Raw genomic sequence first — 17,376 nt, forward strand, 5'->3', positions numbered from 1 at the left:
GATAACAGCACCTTGTTAGCGACGAATTAGCGGTGTTAACGTCTGCGCCGTAACGTTGATTCGTCGAAGGGATCCCCTCGTGTTCGTCATCACCGGTGCCACCGGGCAGCTCGGCTCCCGGATCGTCGACCAACTGCTGGCCCGGGTGCCCGCCACCGCCGTCGGGGTGAGCGTGCGCGACGTCGACAAGGCCACCCACCTGGCCGAACGCGGCGTGCGGGTCCGCCGGGGGGACTTCACCGACCCCGCCACGCTGGAGCACGCCTTCGCCGGGGCCGACCGGGTGCTGATCGTGTCCGCCGCCATCCGGGGCGGCGACGCGGCCACCGCGAACCGGGCCGCCGTCGACGCCGCCCGCGCCGCGGGAGCCGCCCGCATCCTCTACACCAGCCACCAGGCCGCCTCCCGCGACTCGCTCTTCCCCGCCCAGGTCACCCACGCCGCCACCGAGGAGCACCTGGCCGCGACCGGGGTGCCGTTCACCGCCCTGCGCAACGGCTTCTACGCCAGCGCCCTCGGGTTCGCCATCGGTGACGCCCTGACCACCGGCCGCCTGGTCGCGCCGGCCGACGGGCCGGTGTCCTGGACCACGCACGACGACCTGGCCGAGGCCGCCGCCATCGCGCTGACCGGTCAGGGCGTGCTCGACGGCGTCACCCCGGCGTTGACCGCCGGCGAGGCCCTCGACCTGACGGACGTCGCCGGCATCCTCACCGACCTCACCGGACGCACCGTCACCCGGCTCGTCCTCGACGACGACGAGTGGCGGGCCGCCGCCGTCGCCCGGGGTATGCCCGGGGCCGCCGCCGACTTCACCCTCGGCATGTACCGGGCCGCCCGGCGGGGCGAGTTCGCCGTCACCGACCCGACCCTGCAGGCACTCCTCGGCCGGCGTCCGGCACCCGCCCGGTCGGTGCTCGAAACCCTCGTCGCCGCCGCGTCCCCCACCGGCCCCCAGCCGGCACGTCGGGCCTGAGCCGCGCCACACGACCCGGCGCGCGGGACACGGTGGTGCGAGGATCGGTCGCATGCCCACCGAGAACCGGGTGACCGGACGCGGGGTCCGGGACGCCGTCGACGAACTGACCCGCACGCTCGGCCCGCACACCGACCGGGACTGGACCGGCCCCGCCGGGGACCTGGACTGGTCGTGCTGGACGACCGCCGCGCACATCGCCCACGACCTGCTCGGCTACGCCACCCAGCTCACCGGCCGGCCCGACACCGGCTACCTCCCGCTCGACCTGCGGGTCCACCCCGAGGCCACCCCGGCCCAGGTGCTGGTCGTGGTGGCCGCCTGCGGGGGGCTGCTCGCCGCCGCGCTCGACACCGTGCCCGCACCCACCCGCGCCTGGCACTGGGGGCCCTGCGACCCGGCCGGCTTCGCCGCCATGGGCATCGCCGAGACGCTGCTGCACACGTACGACATCACCCGGGGGCTCGGGGTGACGTGGCGGCCGCCGACGGCACCCAGCGCGGCGGTGCTGGGGCGGCTGTTCCCCGACGCGCCCGCCGGCGACCCGGCCGACGTGCTGCTCTGGATGACCGGGCGGGCCACCCTGGGTCAGCGGCCCCGCCGCACCGCATGGACCTGGCGGGCCGCCGTCGACTGATCGGGCGGCTACCCCGGCGGTCGCCGCCACGGCCAGCGGAACCGGGGACGTCGTCGTGCCGGTGGCGCGGGTGTCGGAGCGGACGGCGCGGGGACGACGCGGGTGGCGCGGTGGGCCCGCCACTGGCGCAGCACCGCCTCGGTGTCGACCGGGCGGACCGCCACCCGGGGCCCCGCGGGGTACCGCAGCCACGCCACGATCTCCTGGTTGAGCAGCCCGACGAACTCCCGGACCGACTCCTCGGTGGGCAGGTCACGGACCTCGTCGGGCACCTGCTCGACCCGACGGCGCAACTGCAACGGGGTGGGCAGCAGCAGGTCGGTGGGCAGCGCCTCCCGCTCCAGGAAACTCGTGATCCACCAGGACTCGTCGTAGGGGACGTCGCGGCCGGGGATCGGCTTGCCCATACCGGGCAGGTTGTCGAACTCGCCCCGTTCCTGGGCGCTGCGGATCTGCGCCTCGACAGCGGCCTCCCACGCGTCCACCATCCTCCGGACACCTCCCCCGCCACCGTATCCGCCCGGCCGTCACCGGTGCAGCGCCTGCGGGGCGGGCGGCATTCCCCGGTTCAGCGGTGGTGCCGCACGTGGCGGTGCCCGTCGAGGGGGAACGGCGGCCGGGCGGGCAGCACCTCGACGAAGGGGAAGCCGCTCTTCTGCGCCACCCGGCAGGACGCCGGGTTGTCCAGCTGGTGCAGCAGCTCCAGGCGGGCCAGCCCGGTCGCGGCGAACCGGGTGAACGCCCACCGGCTCACCGCGTCCACCGCCCGGGGCGCCACCTGACGGCCGCGTGCCGGCCCGGCCGTCCAGTAGCCGATCTCCGCGTCGACGCGGCCCGGCACCACGTCCTTGAGCAGGACGCAGCCGACCACCCGGTCGCCGTCGGACGTGGCTTCGCAGACGGCGAAGCTGAACCGGCGGCCCGCCGCCCAGCCCTGCCGGTTGCCGTCGACCCACCGTCTGGCCTGCGTCGGCGTGGTCAGCGGGTTACGGGTGCGGGCCCGCAGTTCCGGGTCCCGGTGCGCCTCGACCAACGCGTCGACGTCGTCGTCGCGCCAGCAGCGCAGGAGCAGTCCGGGTGCGGTGACGGTGGGGGCGGCCCGCAGGGTCACAGACATCTGAGCAGTGTGGCCGCTACCCCGCCCGTCCGGAACCCCCGCCGGGGCCGGGCACCACGGGGCGTCGCGGGACGACGGCGCGGCGTAGGGTGCGGGGCAGGTGCGGCAGGACGGGGGCGGCGATGGTCACGGTCGGTGCGGTGGCGGGAATCGCCCTGGTGGCGCTCGGTCTGGTGCTCACCCCGGGGCCGAACATGGTCTACCTGGTGTCCCGGTCGGTCAGCCAGGGTCGGCGGGCCGGGCTGGTGTCCCTGCTCGGGGTGGCCGCCGGGTTCGGCGTCTACCTGGCCGCCGCCGTCGCCGGCATCGCCACGGTGTTCGTGCTGGTGCCGCCGCTGTACACGGCGGTGAAGCTGGCCGGTGCGGCGTACCTGCTGTGGTTGGCGTGGCGGACGCTGCGCCCCGGTGGGCGTTCGGCGTTCACGCCGCAGGAGCTGCCGGTGGACCGGCCGCGCCGGCTGTTCGCCATGGGCCTGCTCACCAACCTGCTCAACCCCAAGATCGCCATCTTGTACGTGTCGTTGCTGCCGCAGTTCGTCGACCCCGCCCGGGGTGACGTGGCGGTGCAGAGCCTGCTGCTCGGCGGCACCCAGATCACCGTCGCGTTGACGGTGAACACGCTGATCGTGCTGACCGCCGGGTCGGTGTCGACGTTCCTGGTGCGCCGGCCGGGCTGGGCGCGGGTCCAGCGGTGGGTGACCGGCAGCGTGCTCGCCGCGATGGCGGTGCGGATCGCGGCGGACCGGTCCCGGGCCGCGGTGGCGGCCGGTTGATCCGCTCAGACCGGTGACGGCCGGGGTGCCGCCGCCGGCAGTGCCCGGTTCACCGGGCCGTCGACGGCGGCCACGGCCAGTCCGATCGCGTAGAACATCACCGACAGGTTCATGTCGGTGAAGCCGTAGAACGGGGCGAGGGCGAGGGCGACCACCGGCACCACGCTCAGCCACCGGCCGGCCGCGGACACCGCGACGGCGGTGCTGCGGACCAGCACCACGAGGAGGGCCAGCAGCGTCAGCAGGGCGGGGATGCCGTGGCTGTACGTGGTCAACCAGACCTGCCCCTGGGTGCCGAGGGGTTCCGCGCCGGTGGTGGTGTCGGCGCTGCGGGGGGCGCCGTAGCCGAGCAGCGGCGAGTGCAGGACCGCGTCGAGGGTCTGCCGGTACAGGTCGGCGCGGTCGCGGGTCGAGTCGGTGTTCTCCACCCGGTTCATGATCATGTCGCCGACCGGGACGACCAGGGTGACCACCCAGGCCACGGCCATCCCGGCGGTGATCGTGCCGATCAGCCGGACGTCGCCACGCGCCAGGGCGCGCAGCCCCAGGTAGAGCAGGCCCACCCCGAGGCCGACGAACATGCCCCGGTTGAGGGTGAGGAACGCCGGCACCAGGGCCAGCGGCAGGGACACCAGCAGCACCCGGCGCAGCGGTCCGGTGCGCACCGCCGACAGGTACGCCAGCACGCACGGCACGAGCAGCGCGAACCCCGTACCCCAGTTGTTGGTGTACGGGTACGGGGCGGCCGTGCGGTAGTACGGGTTGCGGCCGGTGGGGTTGAACTCGGTGGAGTGCACGTGGGTGACCGCCCGGATCATCCGCTGCCCGGCCAGCCCGTCGGGCAGCAGCACCTCCACCGGGGTGGTCAGCGCCAGTCGGGGGGCCAGCACGCCGACCCAGCCGAGCGCGACCATCCCCAACCAGAACAGCAGCACCGGTTGGAACAGCCGGTCCCAGCGGGCCCCCTGCCGGGCGGCGGTGTAGACGTACAGGTAGACCACGAGGGCGGTGAGGACGAAACCCAGCCGCAGGCCGTAGACGAGCAGGCTGCTGGCTTTCTCCAGCCGGGTGGCGCTGACCACGATGAGGCCGACGAGGACGAACCACAGCGCCGAGCCGGGCGGCCAGGACACCCGGCCGTGGGTGAGCAGGACCACCGCCAGCAGCATCCCGAACAGCGCCCAGCCGAGGTAGAGGCCACCGAGCAGCCACCACAGCGGCATCGCCGCGAACATCAGGTACAGCGGCCAGAGCGGCAGTGTGCGCGGTGCCGTCGTGTTCCTCGTCCCCACCGGGGCAAGGTTAGGCGGGCGGGGTCCGGTCGGTCATCGGCGGAGTGGCTGTGACGGACACCATCGGGGCCGGTTCCTCGCGGACCACCGCGACGCCGCCGGCCGGCAGGACCACCGTGCCGTCGGCGGGGGTGTCGGTGAGCAGGTCGACGCCGGTGACGGGCACCCGCTGCGGCCGGTCGGTGTGGTTGAGCAGGAACAGCCAGCTCCCCTGCGGGCCGGCGCGGCGGACCGCCTCCACCCCGGGTGGGGCGTCCGGGCAGACCGGGGCGAGGCCGGCGGTCCGGGCCACCTCGGTGAGCAGCCGCCGGTAGGTGCGGTCGTCGGGCCGGGTCGACAGGTACCAGGCGGTGCCGTCGCCGGTGCGGTGCCGGGTCACCGCCGGTCGGCCGTCGAGGACCCCACCGACGTACGTGCCGACCGGTTCGGCGCCGCACAGGTGGACGGTCTCCGACCAGATCCGGCCGGTCCCGCCGCCGGAGAGCAGCACCTGTTCGTCGGCGGCGAGCGGGTGGAACTCCTCCACCCGCAGGCCGAGCAGGTCCCGGTACGCGCCGGGGTAGCCGCCGAGGTGCACCCGGCCGTGCTGGTCGGCCACCCCGCTGAGGTAGCTGACCAGCAGGTGTCCGCCCGCCTCGACGTGGGCGCGGACCCAGCCGGCGACATCGTCGTCGGCCAGGTAGACGGCGGGTAGGACGAGCAGCCGGTACCGGTCGAGCGGGTCGCCGGGGACGACGATGTCGCAGCCGTAGCCGGCCCGCCACAGCGCCCGGTGCGCGGCGGCCAGTTCGGCGTGGCCGTCGAGCAGGGTCGAGGGCATGCCGGGGTGGCGCAGCGCCCAGCCGCTGGCGGCGTCGAAGGCCAGTGCGACCGATGCGGTCACCTCGCCGGCGGTGACCTCGGCGAGCCGGTCGAGGTGCTCGCCGAGGCGGACCGTCTCGCGGAACACCCGGGTGTCGGGGCCGGTGTGCGGCACCAGCGCGGAGTGGAATCGTTCCGCGCCGCCGGCCGGGGCCCGCCACTGGAAGAACATCGCCCCCCGGGAGCCGCGGGCGACGTGGGACAGGCTGTGCCGGGCCATCCGGCCGGGTTCCTTGGTGTGCGAGCGGCCAATGGTGTGGATCTGGCTGGCGGCGCTCTCCATCAGCAGCCAACCGGCCGGCCCGTCGGCGGGGGCCGCGCCGCGTCGGGTGGCGGCCCGGCGGCGGCCGTGTCGCGCCCAGCCGCGGGCCAGGTCGGCGGCGAGGGCGGTCTGTTCCTCGGCGCCGCCGTCGACGGCCGACGGGTAGTGGTCGACGGCGACCAGGTCCACCTCGGCCGCCCAGCGGGCGTGGTCGACCGGAACCCAGTCGCCCAGGACGTAGTTGGTGGTGACCGGCAGCGCCGGGTTGGCGGCGGCGAGCAGGTCACGTTGTTCGACGTACGCGGCGAGCAGGGTGTCGGACCAGAACCGCCGGAAGTCCAGCAGTTGGCCGGGGTTGCCGAGGTACTGGGTGGCCCGGGGGGTGCTCACGTACGCCCAGTCGGTGTAGTGCTGGCTCCAGAAGCTGGTGGCCCAGGCGGCGTTGAGGGTGTCCAGGTCGCCGTGGCGTTCGACGAGCCAGCGGCGGAACGCGGCCTCGGCGTGCGGGCAGTGGCAGGTGGTGCCGTACTCGTTGTGCACGTGCCACAGGGCGACGGCCGGGTGGTGGGCGTAGCGGGCGGCGAGGGTGGCGGCGATGCCCCGGGCGGCGGCCCGGTAGGCGGGGGCGGCGGCGCAGTAGGTGTCGCGGCTGCCGTGGTGCAGCCGGACGCCGTCGGCGGTGACCGGCAGCGCGTCGGGGTGCGCCAGGGAGAACCAGGGCGGTGGGGAGGCGGTGGGGGTGGCCAGGGCGACCCGGATGCCGCCGTCGTGCAGCAGGTCCAGCACCTCGTCGAGCCAGCCGAAATCGTAGCGGCCGGGGGCGGGCTCGAGCCGGGACCAGGCGAACACACCGACGGTGACCAGGTTGATCCGGGCCCGGCGCATCAGGGCGACGTCCTCGCGCCAGGTGGCGGCGGGCCACTGCTCGGGGTTGTAGTCACCGCCGTAACAGAGCCGCCCGTCGTCCCACATACCCACCATCCCGTCGACTTTGTTTGATAGGTGTCCAAACTATGGAGGTGATTTACCCATGTCAATCAGGTTGATCGCGAGTCAATCGAAGTCCCTCGTTGACAGTTCGTTGGGAAGGCAAAGAAACTGTCGGTACCGCCGGAGAACGTGCCCGAGGAGACGCCGATGCCGTACCGACCGCCACTGGTCCCGTACGAGACGTTCGTGGCCGACCCGCCCGACCTGCCCGTACGGGAACCGGGCGAGGACGGGGTCGCCACCGTCGGCCGGGCCGAGGTCGTCGCCACCGACGAGCACGGCGTCACCGTCAAGGCCGCCCTGTCCGACGGCGGCAGCCTGGTGGTCCGCCTCGACGCCGCCGGCCACGGCGTGATCCGGGTCCGCCTCGCCGAGGACCCGCAGGCCCGCAGCCGCTCGGCCCGCGCCCTGCCCCTGGTCCACCCCCGGGCCCACCCCGCCGCGATCACCGTGGACGACACCCACGTGCTCATCGACGCCGGCGCGGTCGTCGCCGAGATCCGTCTCGACCCCTGGCACCTGCGGTTCCTCACCCCCGACGGTCGGGTGCTGCTCGACCAGGACCCCGGCACCAGGGACATCAGCGGCCGACGCCGCACCCTGCCGTTCGGCCGCAGCAGCGCCGACGGTGCGCCCGTCGCCTGGCACGAGAGCTTCGTGGCGTTCGGCGACGAACGGTTCGTCGGCTTCGGGGAGAAGTTCACCCCGCTGGACAAGCGCGGCCAACGGGCCCTGATGTGGAACTACGACGCCTTCGGCGGGGAGTCCGAGCGGTCCCACAAGAACGTGCCGTTCTACCTGTCCGACCGGGGCTACGGGGTGCTCGTCGACAGCGGCATGCCGGTGCAGTTCGACGTCTGCCAGTCCACCCACAGCGCCGTGCAGATCATCGTCCCCGACGACCTGCTCGACTACTACGTGCTCGCCGGCCCCACCCCCGTCGAGGTGCTGGACCGGTTCGACGAGCTGACCAGCCGGCCGTACCTGCCGCCGAAGTGGGCCTTCGGGGCGTGGATCTCCTCGGGGTTCTATCCCGACAGTCAGCAGCGGGTGCTGGAGCGGGCCCGCCGCATCCGGGACCGCGACATCCCCTGCGACGTGCTGCACCTGGACTGCTACTGGCAGGTCGCCGGCCGCTGGTCCGAGCTGCGCTGGGACGACGAGGCGTTCCCCGACCCGGCCGGGATGCTGGCCACCCTCGCCGGGCAGGGGTTCCGGGTGTGCCTGTGGATGAACCCGTACCTGATGACCGACAGCCCGCTCTACGCCGACGCGGCCCGCGCCGGCTACTTCCTGCACCGCGCCGACGGCAGCACGTACGTGGCGGACGTGTGGCACGGCAGCTACCCGGCCAGCGCCATCGTCGACTTCACCAACCCCGACGCCGTCGCCTGGTTCCGGGGGCTGCTGCGGCCCCTGCTGGAACAGGGGGTGGCGGTGTTCAAGACCGACTTCGCCGAGGGGGTGCCGGCCGACGCGGTGGCGCACAACGGCATGACCGGCGTCGAACTGCACAACGTCTACACCCTGCTGTTCAACGACATCGTCGCCGACCTCACCGAGGAGGTCGCCGGGCACCGTACGGTGTGGGCCCGCTCGTCGTACCTGGGCGGGCAGCGGCACAGCGCGCAGTGGAGCGGCGACGTCAACGCCACCTGGCCCGGCCTGGCCAGCACCCTGCGCGGCGGCCTGTCGCACGGGCTGTCCGGGGTACCGTTCTGGAGCCACGACACCGGCGGCTTCCACGGCACCCCCGAGGCGGACCTGTACGTGCGGTGGACCCAGTTCGGGGCGCTGTCGCCGCTGGTCCGGCTGCACGGCACCACCAGCCGGCTGCCGTGGGACTTCCCCGCCGACACCGAACGCGACGCGGTCGCCGCGCTGCGGCTGCGCTACCGGCTGATGCCGTACCTGTGGTCGGCGGCGGTGGAGTCGGCGCGCACCGGCGCGCCGATGATGCGGGCGCTGCTCGTCGACACCCCCGAGGACCCGACCGCGTGGACCACCGACCTGCAGTACCGGCTCGGCACCGACCTACTCGTCGCCCCGGTCACCGACCCGTCCGGGCGGCGGGCCGTCTACCTGCCCACCGGCGACGACTGGATCGACGCCGGCACCGGCGAACGGCACGGCGGCGGCCGGCACCTGCGGGTGGCCGTGCCGCTGCACCGGCTGCCGCTGTTCGTCCGGCACGGCGCCCTGGTGCCGCTCGTCGCGGCCACCGGCACCGTCGGCGACGGCCCGTTCGACGACGTCACCCTGGTCAGCTGGGGTGGGGTGGACGCCCGCACGGTGCTGCACGACGTCGACGGCGACACCGTGGTGCAGGCGCTGCGCGACGGCGACACCCTGCGGGTCCGCACCGACGGGCCGCTGCGGGTCCGCCGGCTGAGCGTGGTCGGCGACGACGCCCCCCGCCGGCTGCTGCTCAACGGCGAACCGGTCACCCCGACGCCGTTCACCCCGTGGTTCCCGCCGGACTGACCCCACCGGGCCGGGTGGCTGTCCGGGCTCCGGACGTGCCGCTAGAGTTAGTTGAGTTTCCAGCCGAACAGACGTACCGACGGCGCACCGGCCCGCCGACGGCGTCGCCCACCGGCCGACCCGGCGTGCCCGTGCGGGGTCGACGGTGGGCGACGACGCACCGGCACGGCACCACCCACCGTCGGGCGCAGGGAGCGGACAGACCGTGATCAGCATCCACAACGAACCGCAGCCGACCGACCTGGGTGACGTCCGGGTGGCCAACCGGGCCGTGGTCCTGCGGCACGTCCGCCTGCACGCCCCCTGCTCCCGGGCCGACATCGCCGCCACCACCGGGCTCAACAAGGCCACCGTGTCCAGCCTGGTCACCGAACTGCTCGACCGGCGGCTGGTCCGCGAGACCGGGCTGACCGGCAACCGGGTCGGCCGCCCCGCCACCATGCTCGTCCTCGACGGCTCCCCGTACGCGGCGCTGGGCCTGCAGATCGGCGCGGACGACCTGGTGGTGGTCGCCGTGGATCCGGGCGGCAACCGGCTGCTCACCTGGCGGCGGGCGTTCCCCGCCCCCACCGCCGGCCCCGCCGACACCGTCCGGGCGCTGGTCACCCTGGCCCGCCGCGCGATCGGCCGGGTCACCGGGCAGGGCCGCACCGTGCTCGGCCTCACCGTCGGGGTGCCCGGCCTGGTCGACACCGCCGGTGGGGTGCCCCTGGCCAGCGGCCTCGGCTGGCGGGACGTGCCGCTGGCCGCCGACCTGCGGACCGCGCTACGGGACACCGGGTTCACCGTCACGGTGGACACCGACGCCAACCTCGCGGTGCTGGCCGAACAGCGCCACGGTGCGTACGCCGGCGCCACCGACCTGGTCCACGTCACCGGCGGGGTCTCCGTCGGCGCGGGGGTGCTCGCCGGTGGCCGGCTGCTGCGGGGCGGCCGGGGCCACGCCGGTGAACTCGGCCACCTCTGCCTCGACCCGGCCGGGCCACCGTGCCCGTGCGGCCGACGCGGCTGCCTGGCCGCGTCGACCGCGCTGCCGGCCGTGGTGGCCCGCCTGCTGCCCGACGCCACCCAGGACGGCCCGGTCACCGACTACCTGCCGGAACTCGACCGGATCGTGGCGTCGGCCCGGCAGGAGGACCCGGCCGTGCTGGCCGGGCTCGCCGAGATCGGCCGGCACCTCGGGCACGGGGCGTCGATCCTGGCGAACCTGCTCAACCCGGAGGCGATCGTGGTCGGCGGGCACTTCGCCACCCTCGCGCCCTGGCTGCTGCCGGCCGCCCGCGCGGAACTGGTCGCCCGGACCCTCGCCCCGCAGGCCGGGGGCTGCCGCCTCGACGCCTCCACGCTGGACTCCGCCGCCCCCGCGCTGGGCGGCGCCACCGCCGCGTTGGCCACCATCGAGGCCGGTCGACTCCCCGCCGGTTGATCCGGGGGCCGGTCCCCTCTTGACCGGCCGACGCGCAGGTGCCAACCTCGAACCGCCGCCCCGTCGTTCGGGCACCCGGGGCGGCACGTTTTCCGCAGTCGTCGAAGCGCTTCGCCGCTCCGGGCCGACGACCGCCACCACCCTCACTCCGCGATGCCGCACGTCACCACGGCCGTCGAAACGCTTCGACCGCCGGCCGGACGCCTCACCGCGAGCCACCGGAAGGTAACCGCAGATGAACGACCCCACCGGACCGTCCCCCGAAACGCACGCCGACGAGCTGCTGGCCCAGCTCATCCTGCCGGAGAAGATCGGCCTGCTGCACCAGTGGCAGGCCCCCGTGCCCCGGCTGGGCCTGCCCGGCTTCCGCACCGGCACCGAGGCGTTGCACGGGGTCGCCTGGCTCGGCCCGGCCACCGTCTTCCCGCAGGTCGTCGGCCTGGCCAGCAGCTGGAACCCCGACCTGATCCGGGCCGTCGGCGACGTCGTCGGCACCGAGGTGCGGGTCAAACACCAGGCCGACCCCGCCGGCGTCGGGCTCAACGTGTGGGCGCCGGTGGTCAACCCGCTGCGCGACCCCCGCTGGGGCCGCAACGAGGAAGGCTGGTCGGAGGACCCGTGGCTGACCGGCCGGCTCGCCACCGCCTACGCGTCCGGGCTGCGCGGCGACCACCCCCACCGGCTGCGCACCGCCCCGACGGTGAAGCACTTCCTCGGCTACAACAACGAGACCGACCGGGCCACCACCTCCAGCGACCTGCCACCCCGGGTCCTGCACGAGTACGAACTGCCCGCGTTCCGCGCGCCCCTCGCCGCCGGGGCGGCGGTCGCCGTGATGGCCTCCTACAACCTGGTCGACGGGGTGCCCGCGCACCTGAGCCCGCTGCTGAACGACGAACTACGCCGGTGGACCAGCCACGAGGTGATGGTCGTCGGTGACGCCGGGGCGGTCACCAACATCGCCGGCGTGCAGGGCCACCTGCCCGACCACGTCACCGGATTCGCCGCCGCCCTGCGCGCCGGCATCGACAACTTCACCGAGGACGACACCGACAGCGCACCGACCATCCAACGCCTGACCGAAGCCCTGCGCCGGGGGCTCGTCGACGAATCCGACGTGGACCGGGCGGTCCGCCGCATCCTCAGCGTCCGCATCCGCCTCGGCGACCTGGACCCACCCGGGCAGGACCCGTTCGCCGGGGTCTGCCCCGACGTGCTCGACAGCCCCGCCCACCGGGACCTGGCCCGTGAGGCCGCCCGCCAGTCCATCGTGCTGCTCGACAACGACGGGCTGCTGCCACTGCCCACCCGCACCCCACCCCGGGTCGCGGTCCTCGGCCCGCTCGCCGACACCGTGTACGAGGACTGGTACAGCGGCACCCTGCCGTACGCGGTCACCGTCCGGGAGGGCCTTGCCCGGGAACTGCCCACCGTCACCCACCACTGCGGGGCCGACCGGATCGCGTTGCGCGTCGGCGACCGGTACGTCCGCTGCCCCCGCTCCTCCGAGGGTGGGCCGCTGACCGCCGACGACGGCCGCGACGGCACCTGGTTCGACGTGTTCGACTGGGGGCAGGACGTGGTGGCGCTACGCGCCGTCGCCAACGGCCGGCACGTCGGCGCCGACGACGACGGGGCACTGGCCAACGACCGTCCCGGACCGGGCGGCTGGATCGTGCGGGAGACGTTCCGCCTCCGGCACCGCCCCGACGGCACCACCCTGCTGCACCACCTCGCCACCGGCGCGTACGTGCGGGTCGACGAGGACGGGCGGCTGCGCGCCGACGCCACCGACCCGGACACCGCCACCGCGTTCACCGTCGAACTCGTCGCCGACGGCGTGGCCGAGGCCGCCGCGCTGGCCGACGCCGCCGACGTGGCCGTCGTCGTCCTCGGCAACCACCCGATGGTCAACGGCCGGGAGACCGAGGACCGCGTCGACCTGGCCCTGCCCGCCGGGCAGGAACGGCTGCTGCACGCCGTGCACGCCGCGAACCCGCAGACGGTGCTGGTGCTCACCAGCAGCTACCCGTACGCGGTGGGCTGGGCGCACGAGAACCTGCCGGCGGTGCTGTGGTCGGCGCACGGCGGGCAGGAACACGGCACCGCCCTGGCGCAGGTGCTGCTCGGCGCAGCCGACCCCGGCGGCCGGCTCACCCAGACCTGGTACCCCGACGCCGCCGACCTGCCCGACCTGCTCGACTACGACGTGATCGGCGCCGACAGCACCTACCTCTACTACCGGGGCGAGCCGCTGTACCCGTTCGGCCACGGCCTGAGCTACGCCCGGTTCCACTACGCTGACCTGCGGGTGGACCCGCCGACGGTGACCGCCGGCGACGAGGTCGAGGTGAGCGTCGAGGTCACCAACACCGGCGACCGGGAGGGTGAGGAGACCGTGCAGCTCTACACCCGGCAGCGCCGCTCCCGGGTCAAGCAGCCGCTGCGGCAGCTGCGCGACTTCACCCGGGTCACCCTCGCCCCCGGCCAGCGGCGCACCGTCACCCTGCGGCTGCGCGCCGACGACCTGACCTGGTGGGACGAGCAGCGCGGCGGCCCGGTGCTGGAGGACGCCACCCACACCCTGCTGGTCGGCCGCTCCGCCCGCGACATCCGCGCCGTCGGCGCGGTGACCGTGCACACCCGCGCCGCCGCGCCGCAACCCCGCCCCACGGTGACCGCCGGCGGTGCCCGGTGACCGGCACGTCCGGGCGCAGCCGCAAGTCGTCCGACCAGGTCACCATCGTCGACGTCGCCCGGCACGCCGGGGTGGCGGTCAGCACCGTGTCGTACGTGCTCAGCGGCAAACGGGCCATCTCCGAGGTGACCCGCACCCGGGTGCTGGCCAGCATCCGGGAACTGGGCTACCACCCCAACGCCGGGGCGCGGGCGCTGGCCAGCCGACGCGCCAACACCATCGCCCTGGTGCTGCCGCTACGCGCCGGCATGCAGGTGCCGGTGGTGATGCAGTTCGCGATCGCGGTGGTCACCACGGCCCGCCGCTTCGACCACGACGTCCTGCTCGTCACCTCCGACGAGGGGCCGTCGGGGCTGCGCCGCATCGCCGGCAGCGCCATGGTCGACGGGATGCTGGTGATGGACGTCGAGCTGGACGACTCGCGGGTGCCGCTGCTGCGGGACCTGACCCGACCCAGCGTCCTGATCGGCGTCCCCGCCGACCCGACCGGCCTGACCTGTGTGGACCTGGACTTCCACCGCGCCGGTCAGGTGTGCGTGGAACACCTGGCCCGGCTCGGGCACCACCGGGTGGCACTGCTCGGCGCTCCCGCCGCCGTCTACGACCGGGGTACCGGCTTCGCCCACCGCACCCGCGCCGGGGTGGCCGCCGCCGCCGACCGGCACGGCGTCACCGTCGTCACCCAACCCTTCGAGGAGGGGCCCGCCGCGATCCGTCAGGAACTCGCCGACCTGCTCGACCGGCACCCCGACCTGTCGGCGCTGGTGGTGCAGAACGAGGCGGCCGTCGGGCCGGTGCTGGCCTGCCTGCCGACCCTGGGACGGCGGGTGCCGCAGGACATGTCGGTGGTGGCGATCTGCCCCGACCAGTTCGCCGAACAGGCCGCACCCCGGATCACCTCGGTGCCGGTGCCCGCCGAGGAGATCGGCCGGCAGGCGGTGGCGTTGCTGATGCGCAAACTGCACGACGAGCCGGTGCCGGAGGTGACGCTGCTGCCGCCCCGGTTGACCATCCGGGACAGCACCGCCGCGCCGACGGCCCGGACCCCCCGGTGACCGGCGGGCCACCCCCGTCGGCACACCGGATCTGGGACGACGCCCCGGCCGCCGACTGGCCCGACGCCTTCCTCACCGGCAACGGCGAGTACGGACTGATGGTCCCCGGTGACCCGCACGCCGAACGGCTGGTGGTCAACCACCACCGGTTCGTGCTGCCCAACGGCACCCACGACGCGCGGGCACCGAACCTGGCCGCGTTGCTGCCCCGGATCAGGGAACTGGTCCTCACCGGCCGCCGCGCCGAGGCCGGTGAACTGCTCACCGGCGGCCGGGACCTGGCGTGGACCCAGTCGTACCATCCGGGGTTCGCGCTGACCGTCGACGCCCCCGCCACGACGGTGCGTGACTACCGGCGGCACACCGACTTCACCACCGGCGAGGTGGTGGTGCGGTGGTCCGGGCGGCGGCGACGCAGCTTCGTCTCCCGCGCCGACCGGCTGGTCGTCACCCACCTCGACCAGGGCGACTGCGTCGTCGGGGCGACCGGTGACCTGCCCGGCCGCCCCGACACGGTGCGCTACCACACCACCGCCTACCGCCACGACGGGCTGGTGTTCCTGCGGGTGCGGGGCCGCTACCCCGACGTCGGCGGCGCGTACGGCTTCGAGGCGGTGACCCTGGTGCAGGGCGACGCCGAACCCGCCGGTGACCGGGTGCTGGTACGCGGACCGGCGCTGCTGACCACCGTCCTGGACCGCACCGCCACCGCGGCGTGGCCCACCGCCGCACAGCAGCGGCGACTCGCCGGGCACCCGGCCGACTACCCGACGCTGCTGGCCCGGCACGTCACCCGGCACACCGTCCCCTACCGGCGGGTCGACCTGGACCTGGCGGTGCCGGCCGCCGACCGGGACCTGCCCGTGGGTGCGCTGCTCGCCCGGCAGGCCACCGCCGGTGACCGGTTGGACCCGGCGCTGCTGGAACGTCTCTTCCACGCCGGCCGGTACCTGCTGTTCAGCGCCAGCGGCGTGCTGCCACCCCGACTGACCGGCATCTGGACGGGGTCCTGGGACGCGGCCTGGGCGGGGGACTTCACCACCGACGCGAACCTCAACCTGCAACTGGCCGGCGCGAACGTCGGCGCGTTGCCGGAGGTGACCGCCGCGCACGCCCGGCTGGTCCGCGCCCAGGTCGACCACTGGCGGGACAACGCCCGCGCCGTCTACGGGGCACGGGGCCTGCTCGCGCCCAGCCGCACCGACGGTGAACACGGGCACCTGTTCCACGTCCACCCGCACTGGCCGTTCACCGCGTGGCTGGCCGGCGCGCACTGGCTGCTGCACCCGCTGTACGAACATCACCAGGTGACCGGGGAACCGCTGGGGGAGGTGGCGGGGTGGCTGGCGGAGGTGGCCGACTTCTTCACCGACGTGCTCACCGACGTCGACGGGCAGCCGGCGCTGGTGCCGTCGTACTCGCCGGAGACCGGGCCGCTCGACGGGACCGGCCGGCCGGTGCCGGTCGCCGTGAACGCCACCATGGACGTCGCCGCCGCCCGGCACGCCATGACGGTCGCCGCCGAGGTGACCGGGTCGCGGCGGTGGGCGGCGGTACGGGACCGGCTGCCCGGCTACCGCATCGACGCGCGGGGCGCGCTGGCCGAGTGGGCGTGGCCCGGCTACCGCCCCGACGACGACCACCGGCACGTCAGCCACCTCTACCCGGTGTGGCCGACCGGGGAGATCGACCCCGAGGACACCCCGGAGTTGGCGGCGGCGGCGCACCGGGCGTTGACGGTCCGCGGCGACGAGGACGGCTCCGCCCACGGCATCCTGCACCGGGCCCTGGTGGCCGCCCGGCTCGGCGACGGGCCGCTGGTCGGGGCGTACCTGCGGCGGATCGTCGCGGCGGACATGTTCTTCCGGTCGCTGATGAGCGCCCACAACCCGGGCCGGGTGACCTACAACGCCGACGCCGCGCACACCCTGCCGGCGGTGCTGATCGAGGCGCTGGTGCAGACCCGCCCGGGTCTGCTGCGGCTGCTGCCGGCGCTGCCGCCGGGCCTGCGACGGGGGACGCTGCGCGGGGTGACCTGCCGGGGCCGGCTCACCGTCGAGGAGTTGACCTGGGACGACGGTCGGGTCACCGCCCGGCTGGTCGCCGCCGTCACCCGCCGGATCCGGGTCCGCAGCCCCTACGGCGACACCGACTGCGACCTGCCGGCGGGCACCCCGGTGCGGGTGACCCACCGCCGGTGACCCGCCCACGGTCCGGCAGGCACGCGGGTCACAACGCGTCGGGCCGGCACAGGGCGGGATGCCGCTGCCCGGGCCGCGCGAACCAGGGGGCGTCGTCGGGGGCGGCGGCGGTGTCCAGCCGCAGCCGCGCCCACTCGTCCAGCTCCGGCAGCGCGTCCGGAGCGAACCAGCCGACCTCGGTGGACTCGTCGCCGTCGGCGCGGGGTCGCCCACCGACCGGCCGGCACCGGAACCACACGTTGAGGTATTCGCAGGCGTCACCGTTGGGGTACACCACCAGGTGGGTGGCGACCCCGGCGAGCCGGTCGACGACGACCCGGACCCCGGTCTCCTCCCACACCTCCCGCACGACCGCGTCGGCGGGCTGCTCGCCCGGGTCGACCACGCCGGCCGGCAGCGACCAGCGGCCGTTGTCGGCGCGGCGGGCCAGCAGCACCCGACCGGCGTCGTCGTGGACCACCCCGGTCACCCCGGGCAGCAGCAACAGGTCGTGTCCGACGTGGGCGCGCAACTTCACGATGTACGGGGAGACGGCCACCGGCCCACCGTAACGGTCCCGGCGACGGCGCAGGTCGTACCGGTGGTGGGGGTGTGCCCGGGCAGC

General features: G+C 74.8%; 13 protein-coding genes. 8 read left to right on the forward strand and 5 right to left on the reverse strand.

The annotated features are described in order from the left end of the window. Window positions 1–79: 79 nt before the first annotated feature. Together ACN265_RS14025 and ACN265_RS14030 are read left to right on the forward strand one after the other, a co-directional pair. A complete protein-coding gene (locus ACN265_RS14025) occupies window positions 80–976 on the forward strand; it encodes an NAD(P)H-binding protein (RefSeq protein ID WP_421407917.1) in 897 nt (298 codons plus the stop codon). Window positions 977–1,028: 52 nt separating this feature from the next. Continuing rightward, window positions 1,029–1,613, forward strand: coding sequence for a maleylpyruvate isomerase N-terminal domain-containing protein (locus ACN265_RS14030; RefSeq protein ID WP_421407919.1), 585 nt, complete (start codon window positions 1,029–1,031; stop codon window positions 1,611–1,613). A gap of 8 nt (window positions 1,614–1,621) precedes the next feature. Here the strand turns inward: ACN265_RS14030 and ACN265_RS14035 are convergent, their stop codons facing one another. Together ACN265_RS14035 and ACN265_RS14040 are read right to left on the reverse strand one after the other, a co-directional pair. After that, window positions 1,622–2,101, reverse strand: a complete 480-nt coding sequence (locus tag ACN265_RS14035) for a DUF1992 domain-containing protein (protein WP_421407922.1) — start codon at window positions 2,099–2,101, stop codon at window positions 1,622–1,624. A gap of 80 nt (window positions 2,102–2,181) precedes the next feature. Further along, window positions 2,182–2,730: a GNAT family N-acetyltransferase gene (locus ACN265_RS14040; protein ID WP_420119475.1), complete on the reverse strand. Its 549-nt coding sequence runs from the start codon at window positions 2,728–2,730 to the stop codon at window positions 2,182–2,184. A 122-nt stretch (window positions 2,731–2,852) separates the two neighbouring features. Here ACN265_RS14040 and ACN265_RS14045 point away from each other — a divergent pair, with 122 nt between their 5' ends. Then, window positions 2,853–3,503, forward strand: a complete 651-nt coding sequence (locus ACN265_RS14045) for a LysE family translocator (protein ID WP_420119476.1) — start codon at window positions 2,853–2,855, stop codon at window positions 3,501–3,503. Window positions 3,504–3,508: 5 nt separating this feature from the next. Here the strand turns inward: ACN265_RS14045 and ACN265_RS14050 are convergent, their stop codons facing one another. Beyond that, the gene (locus tag ACN265_RS14050; protein ID WP_421407924.1) at window positions 3,509–4,795 is read right to left on the reverse strand and encodes an O-antigen ligase family protein; all 1,287 of its coding nucleotides are present in this window, start codon (window positions 4,793–4,795) and stop codon (window positions 3,509–3,511) included. Window positions 4,796–4,805: 10 nt separating this feature from the next. Further along, window positions 4,806–6,899, reverse strand: a complete 2,094-nt coding sequence (locus ACN265_RS14055) for a beta-galactosidase (RefSeq protein ID WP_421407927.1) — start codon at window positions 6,897–6,899, stop codon at window positions 4,806–4,808. Between the two features lie 156 nt (window positions 6,900–7,055). Between ACN265_RS14055 and ACN265_RS14060 the strand changes: the two genes are divergently transcribed. The 5 genes from ACN265_RS14060 (at window position 7,056) to ACN265_RS14080 (ending at window position 16,772) form a co-directional block, all read left to right on the forward strand. Next, entirely contained in the window at window positions 7,056–9,392 is a 2,337-nt protein-coding gene (locus tag ACN265_RS14060; RefSeq protein ID WP_420118528.1) for a TIM-barrel domain-containing protein, read from the forward strand. A gap of 205 nt (window positions 9,393–9,597) precedes the next feature. After that, entirely contained in the window at window positions 9,598–10,818 is a 1,221-nt protein-coding gene (locus ACN265_RS14065) for an ROK family transcriptional regulator (RefSeq protein WP_421407929.1), read from the forward strand. 235 nt (window positions 10,819–11,053) lie between these two features. Then, a complete protein-coding gene (locus tag ACN265_RS14070; protein WP_421407932.1) occupies window positions 11,054–13,516 on the forward strand; it encodes a glycoside hydrolase family 3 C-terminal domain-containing protein in 2,463 nt (820 codons plus the stop codon). Then, on the forward strand, window positions 13,513–14,571 hold the full coding sequence (locus tag ACN265_RS14075; protein ID WP_421407935.1) for a LacI family DNA-binding transcriptional regulator: 1,059 nt from the start codon (window positions 13,513–13,515) through the stop codon (window positions 14,569–14,571). Before ACN265_RS14070 ends, ACN265_RS14075 begins: the two co-directional genes overlap by 4 nt. Then, window positions 14,568–16,772, forward strand: a complete 2,205-nt coding sequence (locus ACN265_RS14080; RefSeq protein ID WP_421407937.1) for a glycosyl hydrolase family 95 catalytic domain-containing protein — start codon at window positions 14,568–14,570, stop codon at window positions 16,770–16,772. The genes ACN265_RS14075 and ACN265_RS14080 overlap by 4 nt, the downstream gene beginning before the upstream one ends. Before the next feature lie 28 nt (window positions 16,773–16,800). On the opposite strand, the gene ACN265_RS14085 is transcribed toward ACN265_RS14080, so the two are convergent. Next, complete coding sequence (locus ACN265_RS14085; protein ID WP_421407939.1) at window positions 16,801–17,310, reverse strand: NUDIX hydrolase; 510 nt, start codon at window positions 17,308–17,310, stop codon at window positions 16,801–16,803. Window positions 17,311–17,376: the final 66 nt, after the last annotated feature.

The sequence above is a fragment of the Micromonospora sp. WMMD730 genome (assembly GCF_049178955.1).
GTDB classification, from domain to species: domain Bacteria; phylum Actinomycetota; class Actinomycetes; order Mycobacteriales; family Micromonosporaceae; genus Micromonospora; species Micromonospora wenchangensis.

Excerpts from the sequence above, each read along its gene's own strand:
- ACN265_RS14030 (WP_421407919.1), top strand. The coding sequence starts at position 1,029 with ATGCCCACCGAGAACCGGGTGACCGGACGCGGGGTCCGGGACGCCGTC.
- ACN265_RS14035 (WP_421407922.1), bottom strand. The coding sequence starts at position 2,101 with ATGGTGGACGCGTGGGAGGCCGCTGTCGAGGCGCAGATCCGCAGCGCC.
- ACN265_RS14040 (WP_420119475.1), bottom strand. The coding sequence starts at position 2,730 with ATGTCTGTGACCCTGCGGGCCGCCCCCACCGTCACCGCACCCGGACTG.
- ACN265_RS14045 (WP_420119476.1), top strand. The coding sequence starts at position 2,853 with ATGGTCACGGTCGGTGCGGTGGCGGGAATCGCCCTGGTGGCGCTCGGT.
- ACN265_RS14055 (WP_421407927.1), bottom strand. The coding sequence starts at position 6,899 with ATGGTGGGTATGTGGGACGACGGGCGGCTCTGTTACGGCGGTGACTAC.
- ACN265_RS14060 (WP_420118528.1), top strand. The coding sequence starts at position 7,056 with ATGCCGTACCGACCGCCACTGGTCCCGTACGAGACGTTCGTGGCCGAC.
- ACN265_RS14070 (WP_421407932.1), top strand. The coding sequence starts at position 11,054 with ATGAACGACCCCACCGGACCGTCCCCCGAAACGCACGCCGACGAGCTG.